This window comes from Vineibacter terrae, from assembly GCF_008039615.1.
In the GTDB taxonomy this organism is placed as follows: Bacteria; Pseudomonadota; Alphaproteobacteria; order Reyranellales; family Reyranellaceae; genus Vineibacter; species Vineibacter terrae.
On the sequence record NZ_VDUZ01000001.1, the window covers coordinates 306,653 to 323,468 of the forward strand.

General features: G+C 67.4%; 17 protein-coding genes. 6 read left to right on the forward strand and 11 right to left on the reverse strand.

Features of this window, described 5'->3' with window-relative positions:
* Positions 1-44: 44 nt before the first annotated feature.
* Entirely contained in the window at positions 45-1,514 is a 1,470-nt protein-coding gene (locus tag FHP25_RS01465) for a M81 family metallopeptidase (protein WP_147845096.1), read from the forward strand.
* A gap of 154 nt (positions 1,515-1,668) precedes the next feature.
* Positions 1,669-2,172 carry a protease complex subunit PrcB family protein gene (locus FHP25_RS01470; RefSeq protein WP_178133203.1) on the forward strand — a complete coding sequence of 168 codons (504 nt, stop codon included), beginning with the start codon at positions 1,669-1,671 and terminating at the stop codon, positions 2,170-2,172.
* A 167-nt stretch (positions 2,173-2,339) separates the two neighbouring features.
* Here FHP25_RS01470 and FHP25_RS01475 read toward each other — a convergent pair whose 3' ends face one another.
* From FHP25_RS01475 to FHP25_RS01515, 9 genes are all read right to left on the reverse strand, one after another.
* Positions 2,340-2,996 (reverse strand): YidB family protein, encoded by a 657-nt coding sequence (locus tag FHP25_RS01475; protein ID WP_147845098.1) that lies wholly within the window; start codon positions 2,994-2,996, stop codon positions 2,340-2,342.
* A 254-nt stretch (positions 2,997-3,250) separates the two neighbouring features.
* The gene (locus FHP25_RS01480; RefSeq protein WP_147845099.1) at positions 3,251-4,324 is read right to left on the reverse strand and encodes an ABC transporter ATP-binding protein; all 1,074 of its coding nucleotides are present in this window, start codon (positions 4,322-4,324) and stop codon (positions 3,251-3,253) included.
* A 378-nt stretch (positions 4,325-4,702) separates the two neighbouring features.
* On the reverse strand, positions 4,703-5,545 hold the full coding sequence (locus tag FHP25_RS01485) for a carbohydrate ABC transporter permease (protein WP_147845100.1): 843 nt from the start codon (positions 5,543-5,545) through the stop codon (positions 4,703-4,705).
* Positions 5,542-6,417: a carbohydrate ABC transporter permease gene (locus FHP25_RS01490; protein ID WP_147845101.1), complete on the reverse strand. Its 876-nt coding sequence runs from the start codon at positions 6,415-6,417 to the stop codon at positions 5,542-5,544. The genes FHP25_RS01485 and FHP25_RS01490 overlap by 4 nt, the downstream gene beginning before the upstream one ends.
* Positions 6,418-6,581: 164 nt before the next feature.
* On the reverse strand, positions 6,582-7,955 hold the full coding sequence (locus tag FHP25_RS01495; protein ID WP_147845102.1) for an ABC transporter substrate-binding protein: 1,374 nt from the start codon (positions 7,953-7,955) through the stop codon (positions 6,582-6,584).
* 294 nt (positions 7,956-8,249) lie between these two features.
* Positions 8,250-9,086 carry a pantoate--beta-alanine ligase gene (gene panC / locus FHP25_RS01500; protein WP_147845103.1) on the reverse strand — a complete coding sequence of 279 codons (837 nt, stop codon included), beginning with the start codon at positions 9,084-9,086 and terminating at the stop codon, positions 8,250-8,252.
* A gap of 13 nt (positions 9,087-9,099) precedes the next feature.
* The gene (panB, locus tag FHP25_RS01505) at positions 9,100-9,945 is read right to left on the reverse strand and encodes a 3-methyl-2-oxobutanoate hydroxymethyltransferase (protein ID WP_147845104.1); all 846 of its coding nucleotides are present in this window, start codon (positions 9,943-9,945) and stop codon (positions 9,100-9,102) included.
* 131 nt (positions 9,946-10,076) lie between these two features.
* Positions 10,077-11,867 carry an IlvD/Edd family dehydratase gene (locus FHP25_RS01510; protein ID WP_147845105.1) on the reverse strand — a complete coding sequence of 597 codons (1,791 nt, stop codon included), beginning with the start codon at positions 11,865-11,867 and terminating at the stop codon, positions 10,077-10,079.
* A gap of 44 nt (positions 11,868-11,911) precedes the next feature.
* A complete protein-coding gene (locus FHP25_RS01515) occupies positions 11,912-12,859 on the reverse strand; it encodes a 2-hydroxyacid dehydrogenase (protein ID WP_218578118.1) in 948 nt (315 codons plus the stop codon).
* Between the two features lie 144 nt (positions 12,860-13,003).
* Here FHP25_RS01515 and FHP25_RS01520 point away from each other — a divergent pair, with 144 nt between their 5' ends.
* Positions 13,004-13,594 carry an MlaC/ttg2D family ABC transporter substrate-binding protein gene (locus tag FHP25_RS01520; protein WP_147845106.1) on the forward strand — a complete coding sequence of 197 codons (591 nt, stop codon included), beginning with the start codon at positions 13,004-13,006 and terminating at the stop codon, positions 13,592-13,594.
* 138 nt (positions 13,595-13,732) lie between these two features.
* Here the strand turns inward: FHP25_RS01520 and FHP25_RS01525 are convergent, their stop codons facing one another.
* The gene (locus FHP25_RS01525; RefSeq protein WP_178133204.1) at positions 13,733-14,263 is read right to left on the reverse strand and encodes a DMT family transporter; all 531 of its coding nucleotides are present in this window, start codon (positions 14,261-14,263) and stop codon (positions 13,733-13,735) included.
* Positions 14,215-14,607 (reverse strand): hypothetical protein, encoded by a 393-nt coding sequence (locus tag FHP25_RS40595; protein ID WP_178133205.1) that lies wholly within the window; start codon positions 14,605-14,607, stop codon positions 14,215-14,217. The genes FHP25_RS01525 and FHP25_RS40595 overlap by 49 nt, the downstream gene beginning before the upstream one ends.
* Positions 14,608-14,774: 167 nt before the next feature.
* On the opposite strand from FHP25_RS40595, the gene FHP25_RS01530 reads away from it, so the two are divergent.
* Genes FHP25_RS01530 through FHP25_RS01540 form a run of 3 tightly spaced genes read left to right on the forward strand, consistent with a single transcriptional unit; the run spans position 14,775 to position 16,740 of the window.
* On the forward strand, positions 14,775-15,170 hold the full coding sequence (locus tag FHP25_RS01530) for a DUF2188 domain-containing protein (protein WP_147845108.1): 396 nt from the start codon (positions 14,775-14,777) through the stop codon (positions 15,168-15,170).
* Entirely contained in the window at positions 15,151-15,759 is a 609-nt protein-coding gene (locus FHP25_RS01535) for a Fic/DOC family protein (RefSeq protein WP_147845109.1), read from the forward strand. Before FHP25_RS01530 ends, FHP25_RS01535 begins: the two co-directional genes overlap by 20 nt.
* Positions 15,760-15,807: 48 nt before the next feature.
* Positions 15,808-16,740, forward strand: a complete 933-nt coding sequence (locus tag FHP25_RS01540; protein WP_147845110.1) for a sugar kinase — start codon at positions 15,808-15,810, stop codon at positions 16,738-16,740.
* Positions 16,741-16,816: the final 76 nt, after the last annotated feature.

Here is a 16,816-nt window from a genome sequence, read left to right on the forward strand (position 1 = left end):
CGAAAGCTCGGCTACGCTTGCCGGCCACGACGGACGGGAGCGCCATGAAAGTCTTCATCGCCTGCCTGGGCACCGAGACCAACACCTTCGTGCCGTTCCCCACCGGGCGGCGCAATTTCGAGGAGAACGGAGTCTTCCACGGCGACGCGACGCGGCACACGCCCAACCTGTTCTCGGCACCGCTGCATGTCTGGCGGCGCCGGGCCGAGACGCGCGGCTGGACGGTCGTGGAAAGCCTGTTCGCCTTCGCCCAGCCGGCGGGCGTGACCGTGCGCGCCGTCTACGAAGGCTATCGTGACGAGATCCTGGCCGACCTCGAGAAGGCGCTGCCGGTCGACATCGTGCTGCTGTCGATGCATGGGGCGATGGTGGCGGACGGCTATGACGATTGCGAAGGCGACCTGCTGAGCCGGGTGCGAGCGCTGGCTGGCCCCCGGGCCATCATCGGCGGCGAGCTCGACCTGCACTGCCACATCACCACGGCGATGATCACGCAGGCCGATGTGCTGGTGACCTTCAAGGAGTATCCGCACATCGACATGGCCGAGCGCGCCGAGGAGCTGTTCACGCTGTGCGCCGATGCCGCCGAAGGCAAGACGCGGCCGGTGATGGCCGTCTACGACTGCCGCATGGTGGGCATGTACCGCACGCCGGTCGAGCCGATGAAAAGCTTCGTGGCGCGCATGCAGGCGCTGGAGGGCAAGGACGGCGTGCTGTCGGTGTCGCTGGGCCATGGCTTCCCCTGGGGCGACGTGGCCGAGGTCGGCACGCAGTCGCTGGTCGTCGCCGACGGCGATGCCGCCAAGGCGGCGGCCGTGGCCCGGCAGCTCGGCCAGGAACTCTTCGCCATGCGCGACAGCACGCTGGTGACCTACTGGCAGCCCGACGACGCCGTCGCCGACGCCGAGTCGGCGCAGGCCGGCCGGCCCGTGGTGCTGGCCGACGTCGCCGACAACGCCGGCGGCGGCTCGCCCAGCGATTCGACCTTCGTGCTCGAGGCCCTGCTGCGGCGCGACTACAAGGGCGCCCTGATCGGGCTGCTGTGGGATCCGGTGGCGTTCCAGATCGCCGAGGAAGCCGGCGAAGGCGCCACGCTGGACATGCGCATCGGCGGCAAGTGCGGCCCGATCAGCGGCCAACCGGTCGACCTGCGGGTCACGGTCAAGAAGCTAGCCTATGATTGCCGACAGAGCTTCGGCCCCACCAAGAACGGCACCGGCAACCTTGCCTGGCTGCAGGCCGACGGCATCGACATCGTGATCAACACCCGGCGCACGCAGCTTTTCCACCCCGACGCCTTCGCGCCGCTGGGGCTAGACCCGGCGCGCTACCGGCTGATCGTCGTGAAGTCGAGCCAGCACTTCTACGCCGGCTTCGCGCCGCTGGCGTCCAAGGTCCACTACGTGACCACCCACGGCGGCATCGAGCCGGATTTCGCCAATATCCGCCACACCAAGCGCACCGTGCCCTACTGGCCACGGGTCGCAGATCCCTTCACCGGCCAGAATGCGTGACTTGGCCAAGGAAATTGCATGTCCAGGCAGATAGACTGGACCCGCGGTGCCACGATTTCGTCACGCAGGATCGCGGAACGGCCCCATTCCAGTCCGCAAAGCGGCCACGCTCGACGCCTAGATGTACGGCATGGCAATCGCTCACCATCGCGGAATGCTCCGACCGCTCGCCCCCCGGCCCAAGGCGCCGGGGGCCCGCCGTCGTCCGCGCCTTGGCGCCATGTTCGTGGTCCTGGCGGCCCTGGGCCTGGCCGGATTCGGTCTCGCCGAGCTGGTGCTGCCCGGCGGCACGGAGCCGGTGCCCTACCGCACCTGGCAGGGGCCGGAAGCCGGCGCGGCAGGCCGCGAGACGCAGGTCGCCACCACCAATGCCGAATGGCATGCGCTGTGGTCCAGCCTGCGCCGCGACCCGGCACCGGCGTTCGACCCGTCGCGCCAGACCGGTGTCGCGATCCTGCTCGGCCAGCGCCCGACACCGGGCTATCATGTCGGAATCCTGGGCACCGAGCAGCGCGGCGACCGCGTGATCGTGTTGATCGAGGAGACTCGACCACCTGGCAGCGCCGTGCTGCCGCACAGGGTGACGTCGCCCTACGCGATCCTGCTGATCGACCAGAGCGGCGCGCCGGTCAGCGTCGAGCAGCGCGTGCGCGACTGAGCGCTCGACGAGAAGCTGCGACCGTCATCTTCATCGTCATCCCGAGCGCCCCTTCGACAGGCTCAGGCGAGGGATCTCCTGCGGCAAGGCGCACGGTGCGTCATTCGCGGGAGATCCCTCGCTGTCGCTCGGGATGACAGATGTGTCAGCGACCAGCGATCCGGATCCTAGCGGCCGGAGAGGACCCGCGACACGAGCTGGCCGAGGTCGTCCTGCGAGACCTCGTCACCTTGCGGCAATCCGCCGGCCGGCGTCATGCCGTCGACCAGCTGCGGCAGGATCTGCGACAGCTGGTCGGCGGCGTCCTTCTGGTCCATGCCGGCAGCTTCCGCCAGCTGACCGAGGCGATCATGGCCGAAGACCTGGGTCACCTGGTCGGGCGAGAGCGGCATGTTCTGGCCGGTCGATACCCAGGATTTCATGTGCTCGCCCAGGCCGGCCTGCTCCAGGACCTGTCCCAGCCCGCCAAGGCCGCCGCCCAAGGCGCCACCGAGGCCACCGCCGGGCGCAGCACCGGCAGCGGGATTGCTGCCGCCGCCCAACAGGCCGCCCAGGATGCTGCCGAGGTCACCGCCCGACCCGCCGGGAGCACCGGCAGCGGGATTGCCGCCACCGCCCAACAGGCCGCCCAGGATGCTGCCGAGGTCACCGCCCGACCCGCCGGGAGCACCTTGCGGCTGGCGTCCGCCGCCGAGGCCGCCCTGCAGCAGCATGGCCAGCACCGCCTGGATCAACGCCGCCTTGCCGGAGCCGGCCGTGCCCGTGCCACTGCCCCCCAACGCGCTGCGCAGGACGCCACCCAGGAGTTCATCGAGCAGTGCCATGGGGCCCTCCAATGCTGAAGCAACAGTGACGCATCAGACCTGACGCAACCGTAGCCCCGTGCCGCAGGCGACGCAACGCGCGGTGCAAATGTGCCATTGCGTTACGCAGCGGGCCGTACGCCATAACGCCGGCGTCACGCACCGTCATCCCGAGCGCAGCGAGGGATCTCCCGCGAAAGACACACTCGGCGCCACTCGCAGGAGATCCCTCGCCTGAGCCTGTCGAAGGGGCGCTCGGGATGACGGTCCTGAAGCTACAGCGTCACGCCGGTGTCGGCGTTGAACAGGTGCACGCGGTTGTTCTTGGGCGCCAGGTGGATCGTCTCGCCGGGGCGGAAAGCGTGGCGGTCCTCGAACACGGCGCAGATCTCGCTGCCGCCCACCGTGCCGAACACCAGCGTGTCGGCGCCGGTGGGCTCGACCACCGAGACGGCCAGCGGGAAGCCTTCGGTAACGCCACTCAGGGCCAGGTGCTCGGGACGGACGCCGTACACGACCCCCTGCCCGTCGTCGCCCTTGGCGCCCGGCGGCAACGGCAGCCGGGTGCCGTCACTCGTGGCCACCCAGGCCGTGCCGTTGGCGCGCCGGGCCGTGCCTGACATGAAGTTCATCGCCGGCGAGCCGATGAAGCCGGCCACGAACTGGTTGACCGGCGCGTCGTAAAGATCGAGCGGCGCGCCGATCTGCTCGACCCGCCCGTCATGCAGCACCACGATGCGGTCGGCCAGGGTCATCGCCTCGACCTGGTCGTGGGTGACATAGATCGAGGTGGTCTTGAGGCGCTGGTGCAAGGCCTTCAGCTCGGTGCGCATCTGCACCCGCAGCTTGGCGTCGAGGTTGCTGAGCGGCTCGTCGAACAGGAACACCTGCGGGTTGCGCACGATGGCGCGGCCCATGGCGACCCGCTGCCGCTGGCCACCCGACAGATGCCGCGGCAGCCGGTCCAGGTACGGCGTCAGCCCGAGGATCTGCGCCGCGTTGGCCACGCCGCGCTCGATCTCCGCCTTCGGCGCCTTGCGCAGCCGCAGCGAGAAGCCCATGTTCTCGCGCACCGTCATGTGCGGGTAGAGCGCGTAGCTCTGGAACACCATGGCGATGTCGCGATCCTTGGCCGGCAGCTCGTTGACCCGCTTGGTACCGATGCGCACCTCGCCGCCAGTGATCTCCTCCAGGCCGGCGATCATGCGCAGCAGGGTCGACTTGCCGCAGCCCGACGGCCCGACCAGCACGACGAATTCGCCGTCAGGGATCTCGACGTCGACGCCATGGATCGCCGCGACGTTGCCGCCATAGACCTTGCGCACGCCGCGCAGCTCGACTGACGCCATCGCCTTCCTCCCGTCTCAACCCTGCTCGCTTGCCGACGGCAGGCGATCGCCTGCGGCGCCAGGAAAGCAAACCACAGAGGCACAGCGCAGCCTGTATCCCTTCTCCCCGCGAAGGCCAGGGCATTCGCATATGACTTCGCCGTCATCCCGAGCGCCAGCGAGGGATCTCCTGCGGCAAGGCGCACGGTGCGCAATTCGCGGGAGATCCCTCGCTACGCTCGGGATGACGGTAGGGGCATATGCGAATACCCTGCCGCGAAGGCGGGGAGAAGGGATACATCGTCGGCTTGCCTTGGAGTGCCGCCAAAGGCTGCGCTGCACCTCTGTGGTTCGTCTTTCGATAGTTCGGCCGGCGACGCCACATGCGCACGCCCTGCCCTAGCCCTTGACCGCGCCGGCGGTGAGGCCGCCGACCATGTAGCGGCGGAACAGGTAGTAGACGAGCGTCGGCGGCAGCGCGTAGAGCGCGCCCGCCGCCATCATCAGCGCCCAGGGCGCATCGTCGAAGGCGAGGAAGATGCCCAGCGCCGGCGCCAGCGTGAGCTGCCGTTCCGTCGACAGCATCAGGAAGGCGTAGAGATATTCGTTCCAGGCGAGCAGCAAGGCATAAATGCCGATGGCCACCATGGTCGGCGCCATCAGCGGCAGGTAGACGAAGCGCAGGATCTGCAGCGGCGTGGCGCCGTCGATGCGGGCGGCCTCGTCGAGCTCGTAGGGCAGCTTGGCCGACGCCTGGTTCATCACCCAGATAGCATAGGGCGCCGCCAGGGTGACCATGGCGAAGATCATCGACCACGGCTTGTCGAGGAAGCCGTACTGCCCCATGGTCCGGTACATCGGCAGCGCCAGGAACGCGGCCGGGATCAGGTAGGTCAGCAGCGCGATGTTGGTGACGATGCGGCCGCCGGGCAGGCGCAGCCGCGAGATCGAGAAATTGGCGCCGATCCCCACCACCAGCGTCAGCACCGCGGTCACGACGGCGATCAAGGTGCTGTTCCAGAGCTGCGTCCAGAAATTCTGCACCAGGTTGTGCCTGGAGCCCAGGATGGTGACAAAGTTCTGCAGCGTCACCGCCTGCGGGATGATGTCGCCGGCCACCGCCTTGTCGGGTGGCGACAGGGCGATGATCAGCAGGTGGTAGATCGGCAGCAGCGTCCACAGCGCGACCGCAAGGCCGACCAGGTAGAGCGGCAAGCGCTCCAGGAAGCGTGTCACGGTCATGCCTCGTCGACCTTGCTCAGCCGCTTCATCAGGAAGAACACCATGGGCAGGATCGCCGGCATGGCGCAGATCACCGCCGCCATGCCGACATCGAACTGGTCGATGCGCAGGTAGCGCACGCCGAGCGTGGCCAGCACCTGCGTCGAATCGTTGGGCCCGCCGCCGGTCAGCAGGTAGATGCTGTTGAAGTCGCCCAGCGTCCAGATCGACGACAGCAGCACCGACGTCAGGTAGGGCGCCCGCATCGCCGGCCAGGTGATGAAGCGGAACCGCTGCCAGCGCGTGGCGCCGTCGACATCGGCCGATTCGTAGAGGTCGCGCGGGATCGCCAGCCGCGCCGCCACCAGGATCAGGGTCCAGAACGGCAGTGACTTCCAGATATGCACCAGGATGGCAAGCATGAGGCCGTAATGCCGCTCGGTGAGCCAGCCCGGGCCTTCGATCTGGAACCACTTGAACAGCAGGTTGTTCACCATCCCCCACTCGGGATTGAACATCCAGCGGATCGACAGGATGCTGGGGATCGAAGGCATCGCCCAAGCCAGGATGAAGACCACCGACAGCCAGCGTATCCAGCGGAACTCGAGGATGAAGAAGGCCGACAGGCCCAGCGCCACGACCATCTTGAGGTTGACCGCGACCAGCACGAAGATCGCCGTGTTCCACAGCGTCGTGACAAAGATCGGATCCTGGAACAGCTTCTTGAAGCTGGCCGCGCCTGAGCCCAGCCAGAAGCCGTAGCCCACCGGGTAGACGACGAAGAAGGCGAAGACGACAACGTAGGGCACGATCAGCGCGATCGCCCAGAACATCTCCTCCGACATCCGCTTGCGCGGTGGCGCCGCGGCCATGTCCATCGTGACAGCGGTCATCGGTGATGCTCCTTGAAGATCCCCTCTCCCGCAGGCGGGAGAGGGCGGGGCCCGTTGCGCGCCAGCGCAATGGGAGGGTGAGGGATCACAGGCCGAGACCTTGGCCCCTCATCCGGCCGCCGCTGTCGCAGCGGCCACCTTCTCCCGCCAGCGGGAGAAGGAACTCACTGCGCCAGGATCTCCTTGATGCGCTTGATCGCGTCCTCGGCCGCGACGTCCGGCTTGACGCCCTCCTTGGCGACGCGCGCGGTGGCACGGCCCCAGACGTTCTCGGCGTTCACGACCGTGAACTTCCAGTTCTTGGTGAACGGGAAGTAGACGGTGCCTTCGTTGAGCTGCTTGATGACCTGGGCCCGGTGCGGATCCTTGCCGTCGGTCCAGAACGGCGCCTCGATCGCCTTCCTGGTCACCGGCACCCAGCGCCCCAGCGAGCCTTCGACATAGGGCTGCAGGTTCTCCTCGGTCAGGAAGAAGGCGAGGAACTCCTTGGCCCGCTTCTTGTTCTTGGCGTCGGCGAAGATCACCGCCGTCTTCACGGCCGCCAGCTGCGGGGTCTTGCCGCCATCGGGCTTGTTCGGGAAGGCGCGGGTGCGGATCTTCTCGAAGTAGTTCGTCTTGGCGGTGGCGCGCTGCTCGGCCGTGTTCTCGGCCTTGTTCATCGCGTCCATCTGCGCCGCCGCGATCGAGATCGTGGCGTTGTGCGTCAGCACCGTCGTCTTGTTGGCGAAGTTCAGGTTGTTGTCGACGTCGCCCCAGTTCACGGACGAGGCCGGCGAGCAGCCGCGCGACACCACCGAGGCATAGTCGCCGATGGCCTTGGCGAAGTTGGCCTTGTTGTCGCCCTGGTCGAGCAGCAGCTTGCCGTCGTCATCGACCACCTTCACGTTGTATGCGTTCATGTACATGTGGAACGAGTACACCGTGTCGGAAGCCTGGATGCTGGCAGGATGGCCGACGCCGAAGACGCGCTGGCCCTTCTTGCGCAGCGCCCCCTGCACCTTGTCGCACCAGAAGTCCCAGAACCCTTTCCAGTCCTCGGGAACGTCGCTCTCCTGGAAGCCGGCATCCTGCAGCATGTCGACCCAGTAGTTGATATGCATGAGCTGCAGCTCGACCGGCGCGGCGTAGTAGGCCTTCTTGCCGGTCTTGCCGTTCATCAGGAGGGTGGTCGACAGCGGCCCCTCGAGATACTGCGCCTTGAGCGGCTCGATCACGTCGGTGATGTCCTCGAGCTTGCCCTCGAAGGCCCATTTGCCGGTGACGCGGAAATCGTAGGTGAGGCCGAAGCCGACATCGGGCGGGGTCCCCGCCTCGACCGCCGAGACCGACTTGGTGACGATGTCCTCGGGCGAGAACAGCGACAGCTCGACATCGACGCCGGTCTTGGCCTTGAACTTCGCGATCGCGTCCTGAAGCGCCTTGTCCTCCGACGGATAGAATGCCTTGGTGAACCAGACGGTGATCTTCTCCTGGGCTTGCGCGGTCGCGGCGCCGAATGCGACGGCGCTCGCGAGGGCCAATGCCAATGCGCGCTTCATGAGTCCTCCCGTGGCGCTTCCATCCCGACACCGGTCTTGATGCCGGATCACGGCGAGCCTAGCGCATATCGCGGTCCGCGCAAACGCCGCGATCGGTGCAATCGCGGCTGTCGGCGCGCCGACCGTCATCCCGAGCGCAGCGAGGGATCTCCCGCGAATGGCGCATGGTGCGTCTTGCCGCGGGAGATCCCTCGCTGCGCTCGGGATGACGGGATGGCTCGGGATGTCAAATCGGCTCGGGTGACAGTCGGCTGGGGATGTGACGGAATATCCCGGACAGGCAAGCCGGCCCGGTCAGCCGCCGACGATGATGTTGTCGATCAGGCGCGTCTTGCCGAGGCGCACGGCCAGCGACAGCAGCGCGCCCTGCGGCGGCACCGTTTCCAGCTCGCGCAAGGTCTCGCGGTCGGCGACGCTGACGTAATCGGGGTTGGCCGCCGGCTCGCCGGCAAGCGTCGTGCGCAAGACTGCCCGCAGCGCCTCGGCATCGCGCTCGCCGGCAGCGTGGCGCGACTCGGCGGCGCGCAGGGCGCGGTACAGGATGGTGGCGGCCTGGCGCTCGGCCGGCGCCAGGTAGGTGTTGCGGCTGCTCATCGCCAGGCCATCGGCCTCGCGCACGGTCGCGCACACGACGACCTCGAGCGGCATGTCGAGGTCGCGCACCATCTTGCGGATCACCACGGTCTGCTGCGCATCCTTCTGGCCGAAATAGGCGCGTGTCGGCTGCGTGATGTTGAACAGCTTGCACACGACGGTCGCGACGCCAAGGAAATGGCCCGGGCGGACGGCGCCTTCGAGCACGTCGGTGACGCCCCCGACCTCCACCCCGATCGCGTACCCCGGCGGATACATCTCGGCGACATCGGGGGCGAACACGAGGTCGGTGCCCAGATCGCGCAGCAGCGCCAGGTCGCGCTCCATGTTGCGCGGATAGGTGCTGAAATCCTCGCGCGGCCCGAACTGGGTCGGGTTCACGAAGATGGTGGCCGCGGCGGCGCCGCATTCCTGCCTGGCCTGGCGCACCAGGCTGAGATGCCCTTCGTGCAGGAAGCCCATCGTGGGCACGACGCCGAGGCGTGGATAACGCGCCCGCGCTTCGCGGAAGCCGGCGACCGTCGCGATCACATCCATGCCGATACCTCTCTCAGGTCGTGGCGCCGTCGGTCGCGGCGAGGGCCGCGGCGAGATCCTCGGCCTTCATGTCGGAGCCGTTGGCGGCGGTGGGAAAGCCGCCATCGCGCACCTCGGTGGCGTAGGCGCGCAGCGCCGCCTCGATGGACTTGCCCAGCTCGGCATAGCGCTTGGCGTGACGCGGCTGCATCTCGTCATAGAGGCCCAGCAGGTCGTGCCAGACCTGGACCTGGCCATCGCATCCCGCGCCGGCACCGATGCCGATCGTCGGCACGGCCAGCCGCGCCGTCACGGCCTGCGCCAGTGACATCGGCACCAGCTCGAGCACGACGGCAAAGGCGCCGGCATCGGCCAGCGCCGCGGCATCGGCCATCAGCTGCCGCGCCGCCGCCACGCTGCGGCCCTGCACGCGCAGGCCGATCTGGTGCACCGATTGCGGCGTGAACCCGAGATGGCCCATCACCGGAATGCCGAGGTCGACCAGCCGGCGCACGATCGGCGCGACGGCCGCCCCGCCCTCCAGCTTCACCGCCTGCACGCCCGCCTCCTGCATCAGCCGCGCCGCCGCATCGACGGCGCGATCGGCATTGGCGTATGACAGGAACGGCAGGTCGCCCACGACCATCGCCTTGGCGCTGCCGCGCACGACGCAGGCGGCGTGATGCACCATGTCGTTGATCGTGACCGGCACGGTGGTCGAATGCCCCAGCATCACCATGCCCAGCGAGTCGCCCACCAGCAGCAGCGGAATGCCGGCCCGGTCGGCCAGCCTGGCGGCCGTGTAGTCATAGGCCGTCACCATGGCGAAGCGTTCGCCACGCTGCTTCATCTTCTGGATATCGAGGATCGTCGTACGCATGGTCGCCTCCCGGCACCTGGAGGAAAACGATGGCGGTTCTTAACGTTCCGCCATCGTCTTGGCAGCCCATAGATAGGCTGCGCCGCCATCATGCGAAATGCACGCTGTTGCGAAAACGGCGATGCCGCGGCTCAGTGCGAATGCCGCGGCACGCCCTTGGTCTCCGATATGCGCTGGAAGTCGACCGCGAAGTCGAGGCACGCGCCGCTGTCGAGCTGGCCCACGAACTTGCGCTGCAGCTCCTGCCACGGCGTCTGGCTCGCCGGATAGCTCGGCTTCCAGGCCGCCTTGCGCCTGGCGAGCTCCTCGTCGGAGACCAGGATATTCGCCGTACGCTTGTTGAGGTCGACGCGCACCTTGTCGCCGGTCTTGAGCAAGGCAAGCCCGCCGCCCACCGCGGCCTCAGGCGAAGCGTTGAGGATCGACGGGCTGGCCGAGGTGCCGCTCTGGCGGCCGTCGCCGACGCAGGGCAGCAGCAGGATGCCGCCCTTCACCAGCCGGTCGGGCGGCAGCATGTTCACCACCTCGGCCGCGCCGGGATAGCCCACCGGCCCGGTGTAGCGGATGAACAGGATGCTGTTCTCGTCGATCGGCAGCGACGGATCGTTGATGCGGTGATGGTAGTCCTCCGGCCCGTCGAACACGATCGCGGTGCCCTCGAAGGCGCCCTTGTCACCCGGCTTCTCCAGATATTTCTGGCGGAACTCGGGTGAGATCACCGAGGTCTTCATGATGGCCGAGTCGAACAGGTTGCCGCTCAGCACGGCGAAGCCGGCCTCCTTCAGCATCGGCTTATCGTAGGACATGATGACGTCGTTGTCGACCGGCTTGGCCGACTTTACGTTCTCGGCCATCGTCTTGCCCGACACGGTGAGCGCATCGCCGTGTCCCTTGCCCTTGCGAAGCAGCTCGGCCATCACCGTCGGCACGCCGCCGGCGCGGTGGAACGCCTCGCCCAGATACTTGCCGGCCGGCATGCAGTTGACCAGCAGCGGGATATCGTAGCCGATCTTGTCCCAGTCCCTGGTCTCGAGCTTCACACCGATGTGGCGCGCGATGGCGTTGATGTGCGGCGGGCAGTTGGTCGAGGCGCCGAGCGCGCTCGCCGCCACGATGGCGTTCTCGAATGCCTGGCGGGTCAGGATCTTCGAGGGCCGCAGGTCCTCCCACACCATGTCGACGATGCGCCTTCCGGTCTCGTAGGCCATCTGGCCGCGTTCCTTGTAGGGACCGGGGATGGCAGCGCAGCCCGGCAGCGACATGCCCAGCGCCTCGGCCATGCTGTTCATCGACAGCGCCGTGCCCATGGTGTTGCAGTGCCCGACGCTGGGCGCCGAGGAAGCCACCATCTCGATGAACTGGTCCATGTTGATGCGCCCGGCCGCCAGTTCCTGACGCGCGTACCAGACGATGGTGCCCGAGCCGGCCAACCCACCGACGAAATGACCGTCCAGCATCGGCCCGCCCGATAGCACGATCGACGGGAGGTCGACCGTGGCGGCGGCCATGATCATGGCCGGCGTGGTCTTGTCGCAGCCGGTCGTCAGCACCACGCCGTCGAAGAAGTAACCGTACATCGACTCCACGGCGCTGAGGTAGGCGAGGTTGCGGTCAAGCGCCGCCGTCGGGCGCTTGCCCGATTCCTGGATCGGGTGCACCGGGAACTCGATGGGAATGCCGCCGCTGTCGCGGATGCCGTCGCGGATGCGCCACGCCAAATCGAGGTGATGGCGGTTGCACGGCGACAGGTCGCTGCCCGTCTGCGCGATGCCGATGATGGGCTTGCCGCTGCGCAGCTCGGCCAGGGTCAGGCCGAAATTCATGTAGCGCTCGAGATAGAGCGCCGTCATGGTCGGGTCGCTCTTGCTGTCGAACCATTCGCGGCTGCGCAGCTTCGAGGGGTCCTTGCCGTTCTTGGCCATTGCTTCCTCCTGAACGCGATTCGTGTGTAGCCGGTCCCGTCCCGTCATGCCACCGGCGTCAGCAGCCTGCCGTGACCGAACCAGGACTTGAGATTGTCGACCACGAGCTGGCCCATGGCGCCGCGGGTCTCGACCGTGCCGCTGGCGACATGGGGCTGCAGCACGACATTGTCCATGGCGATGAGGGCCGCCGGGACGTTGGGCTCGTCGGCGTAGACGTCGAGCGCGGCGGCGCCGAGCGTGCCGTCCTGCAATGCCGCCACCAGCGCCGCCTCGTCGACCACCGAGCCGCGGGCCACGTTCACCAGCGTGCCCTTGGCGCCCAGCGCCTCAAGCACCGCAGCGTCGACCAGGCCGGCCGTCTCGGCGCCGCCCTTGCAGGTCAGCACCAGGTAGTCGACCTGCCCCGCCAGCTGCGCGAGATCCTCGACGTGCCGGTACGGCACGCCGGGCTTGGGCCGCGGCCCGTACCATGCCACGTCCATGCCGAAAGCCAGGCACAGGCTGGCAAACGCCTGCCCGATCTGGCCCAGCCCGACGATGCCGACCTTCTTGCCGCGCACCCGGCGCGTCAGCGGATACTGGTCCTTGCCGTCGCGTTCGTAATCGCCCCGGCGCACATAGGCGTCGGCCTGCGGCACGCGCCGGGCGCTGGCCAGCAGCAGCGTCATCGCAAAATCGGCCACCTCGGCCGTGAGCACGTCGGGCGTGTTGGAGACGCCGATGCCGCGCCGGCGGCAGGTCGCCAGATCGATCGCATCGGTGCCGACGCCATAGGAAGCCACCACCTCCAGCCGCGGCAGGCGCTCGATCAGGTCGCCCTTCAGCCCCGTGGCGCCGGTCGTCGCCGCGCCGCGCACGCGCCCGGCGATCGCGGCCAGGAAGGCGCCGCCGTCGGGCGCCTGCCACAGGCGATGCACGATGAAGGCGTCATCGAGCGCCGCCATGGCGTTGTCGATCAGGGGAACCGCCAGCAGAATATCGGGCTTCACCTTGTTTTCTCCCCATCGTTGTCCATTTACCCCGTGCCGGGACCTGCCATATCACAGCCACAGTTTGGCCATGGCCTCGACGATGTAGGGCTCGCAGAATCGGTCTTTGGGCCGTCGGCGTCCACCGTATCCTGGAGGTAGCGTATGTTCACTCCCGTGCTGACACGTCGCGCCAGCGTCCGCACCCTGGGCGCCGCCGCCCTGCTGATCGCTGCGTCAGGCGCGCCGGTCCTGGCCGCGGATGCAGCCGAGGTCGTCCGAAACGGCGCCAACCGCATCCTGCAGGTGCTGAAGGGCGGCGCTTCGGACGCCGCCCGCGAGGCGACCCTGACCAGCGTCATGAACGAGAGCTTCGATCTGCAGGCCATCGGCCGCAGCGTGCTGGGCCGCCACTGGAACGCGGCCACGCCCGAGCAGCGGCAGAAGTTCCTGGCCGTCTTCCAGAAGGCCGAGGTCAAGGCCTACTCCGACCGCTTCAAGCAGTACAGCGGCCAGACCTTCACCGTCGGCAAGGTGTCGACCAATGGCAGCGCGCAACTGGTCGACAGCCAGATCGTGCAGCCCAACAGCTCGCAACCGGTCCGGCTGGTCTGGGAAGTGCATAACGGCCGCATCACCGACGTGTCGATCGAGGGCGTCAGCATGGCCGCGACACGGCGGTCCGATTTCAACGCCTACATCCAGCGCAACGGCATCGACGGGCTGATCGCCGAGCTGCAGCGGCGCAGCGGCTAGCGCTGGGAATCGCTACATCCGCCATCCCGAGCGCAGCGAGGGATCTCCTTCGACAGACGCACGGTGCGCCATCCGCGGGAGATCCCTCGCTGCGCTCGGGATGACGGGTTCGCTCGGGATGACAGCCTTGGCTTGGCGTCAGCCCGCCTGGCGGGCGCGGACCCGCTCGCGGTGCATGATGAACAGCCCGCTGGCCACGATGATCGCGGCGCCGGACAGCATCTGCAGGTCGGGCATGTCGCTGAAGAACAGCCAGCCGAAGGCCACGCCCCAGACGATCTGGGTGTAGTGGAACGGCATCACCACCGAGGTCGGCGACAAGGCCAGCGCGCGGTTGTTGAGCACGTGCCCACAGGTCGAGAACACGCCCATCAGCGCGATCAGCGCCATGTTGAGCAGCGACACCGGCTGCCACACGAACGGCGCCACCAGGGCGCTGGCCAGCAGCGTGCCGCCGATATGCCAGGCGATCATCGGCACCGGCCCGGCGTCGCGCAGCAGCCGCGTCAGCAGCACCACGCCGCTATAGACCACGCCGCCGGCCAGCGCGCAGAGATGCGCCGTCGACACGCCGCCGCCCGACGGCTTGACCACCAGCAGCACGCCGATGAAGCCCGCCACTACGGCCAGCCAGCGCCGCCAGCCCACCTGCTCGCCCAGCAGCGGCACGGCCAGCGCCGTGGCGATGATCGGCGTGGCCTGGTAGATGTGGTGAGCGTGTCGGCCAGCGGGATCTGCCACACGGCGGTGTAGAACAGCGCCAGCTCCATCACGATCAGCACGCAACGCAGGACGTGCAGCCAGACGCGCGGCACGCGCGCCGCCGCCAGCCAGCCATAGGCATGCACCTTGGGTGCGATCAGGACGAGGGCGCCGGCATTGCGGATCAGCAGGAGCTGCGCCACCGGGCATAGCGCGGCAAGATACTTGGCCAGCGCGTCGTTGGCGGAGAAGACGAACATGGCCGCCAGCATGAACGGGATGCCGGCCGAGACCGTGGAACTGCTGGACACGTGCTGACCCGCCTGGAACGCTGCGATACGCAGAACGTCATAGTAGAGTCCGACCGCCACCAGAGGCCAGCCCGATGCCTTCCCCTGCCCTGATCTGCTTCGGCGAGCTGATGCCGAGGTCGCTCAAGGCGCTACATTGCGACTTTGAGCTATGCTAGAATTGTGAAATGAGCGATTCGACTGAAAGTTCGAAGGGACGCCAGGGCAGGAAGGGCGCATCCCCGACAAGAACAATGAATGTCATTCCCACTTCTGATGGTTGGTCCCTCAAACGGTCCTCTACGACAGGAGCGCGCGTCTACGCTTCAAAGGCGGAAGCAACAAAGGCGGCACAGGCGGTCCTCAGCATCGGGGGGGGCGAACTGCGCATCCATGGACGCAACGGGAAAATCAGCGAAACCTTCACCCTCGGCCGCAATGCCATCGCCAAGATCAGCGCTGTCGAAGGCCTTCATCTGACCGAGGAGATCAGGGACGATTTTCGCGAGTTCGATCGCCGCCGCTTGTCGGACGACGAACGGCGACGCCTGCTTGTGAACAAGTATGGCAGGAAGTCCGCATAACCAACTCGAGTACGAGGCATCGGACGACCCGTATTGCTATCCGGGTACGACAGTCCTCAAGAATGTGCCCGATATCCGCGACGCAGCAGCGCTTGAGCAATTTGAGATCGCCCTTACGACCCAACGAGGGCGGGAGCCTTTCCCGTCAGGGCGATTGAGCGCTACTCATTACAAAGCGATCCATCGACATCTTTTCCAAGACGTCTACCCTTGGGCTGGCCGGTTCCGCACTGTCCGAATTCACAAAGGCAGCAGCACGTTCTGTTACCCGGAAAACATCGACGGTGAAATGCGCACGCTCTTCGCATGGCTGCGCAAACAACGCCTCTTGCAAGACCTGACCTCCGTGGAGTTTGCCACCGCTGGTGCTCACTTTCTCGCCGAACTCAACGCTATCCATCCATTTCGGGAGGGGAACGGACGGACCCAGCTTTCGTTTTTAGCGTTGCTGGCCACGAAGGCAGGGCACCCGCTCCGCCTCAGACGGCTCGATCCGGCCACATTCATGGCGGCCGTTATTGAAAGCTTCCGAGCCAGCGAAGCGGCTTTGGCAGCGGTGGTCCTCGATCTCATCGGACTGGAGAACTAATCCTGCGAGGGTGCCGCTTCGCTCAAACGACGACGAGAGACCAACGACATGCCTTCCCCTGCCCTGATCTGCTTTGGCGAGCCGATGATCGAGTTCAACCAGACCGACCCGGGCGAGCCGCGCTGGCTGCAGGGCTTCGGTGGGGACACCTCGAACGCCGCCATCGCCGCGGCGCGCCAGGGCACCGCGGTGGGCTACGTCACGGCGCTGGGCACCGACACCTTCGGCGACCGCTTCATCGCGCTGTGGCAGCAGGAAGGCGTCGACTGCTCCCATGTGGCGCGGCGCGACGATGGCCACACCGCCGTCTACTTCGTCACCCATGATGCGCGCGGCCACCAGTTCCACTACCTGCGCAGCGGCTCGGCCGCGAGCCGACTGGCGCCGGCCGACCTGCCGCGCGGCTATCTCGCCGACGCTCGCATCCTGCACCTCTCGGGCATCAGCCAGGCGATCTCGCCGGCGGCCCGCGATGCCGGCTTCGCCGCCATCGACGTCGTGAAGTCTGCCGGCGGCCGGGTGTCCTACGACACCAACCTGCGGCTGAAGCTGTGGACGCTGGAGGAGGCGCGCGACGTCATCCATGCCGCGATCGCGCGCGCCGACATCGCGCTGCCCAGCCTTGACGATTCCGAGCTTCTCACCGGCCTTTCCGACCCCGACGCCATCGCCGACTTCTACCTCCGCCTGGGCCCGGCCATCGTGGCGCTCAAGCTGGGCAAGGAAGGCGCCCTGGTGGCGACACCGGAGGGGCGCCGGCGCATCGCCGGCCGCAGCGTCAAGGCGGTCGACGCCACCGGCGCCGGCGACACGTTCGGCGGCGCGTTCCTGGCGCGGCTGCTGGCCGGCGACGATCCTTTCGCCGCCGCGGCCTGGGCCAATGCAGCGGCGGCGCTGAAGACCACGGGCTTCGGCGCCATCGCACCCATGCCAAGCCAGGCGGCGGTGGCGGCATTCCTGGCAGGCCGTGAGGCTCCATAAAAAAGTCTTGTGGAATGAAGCAGCTGTCGATGCGTTTTCGACCCTGCGATAGCCGCGAAGGCAGGAAGCAAGGAGG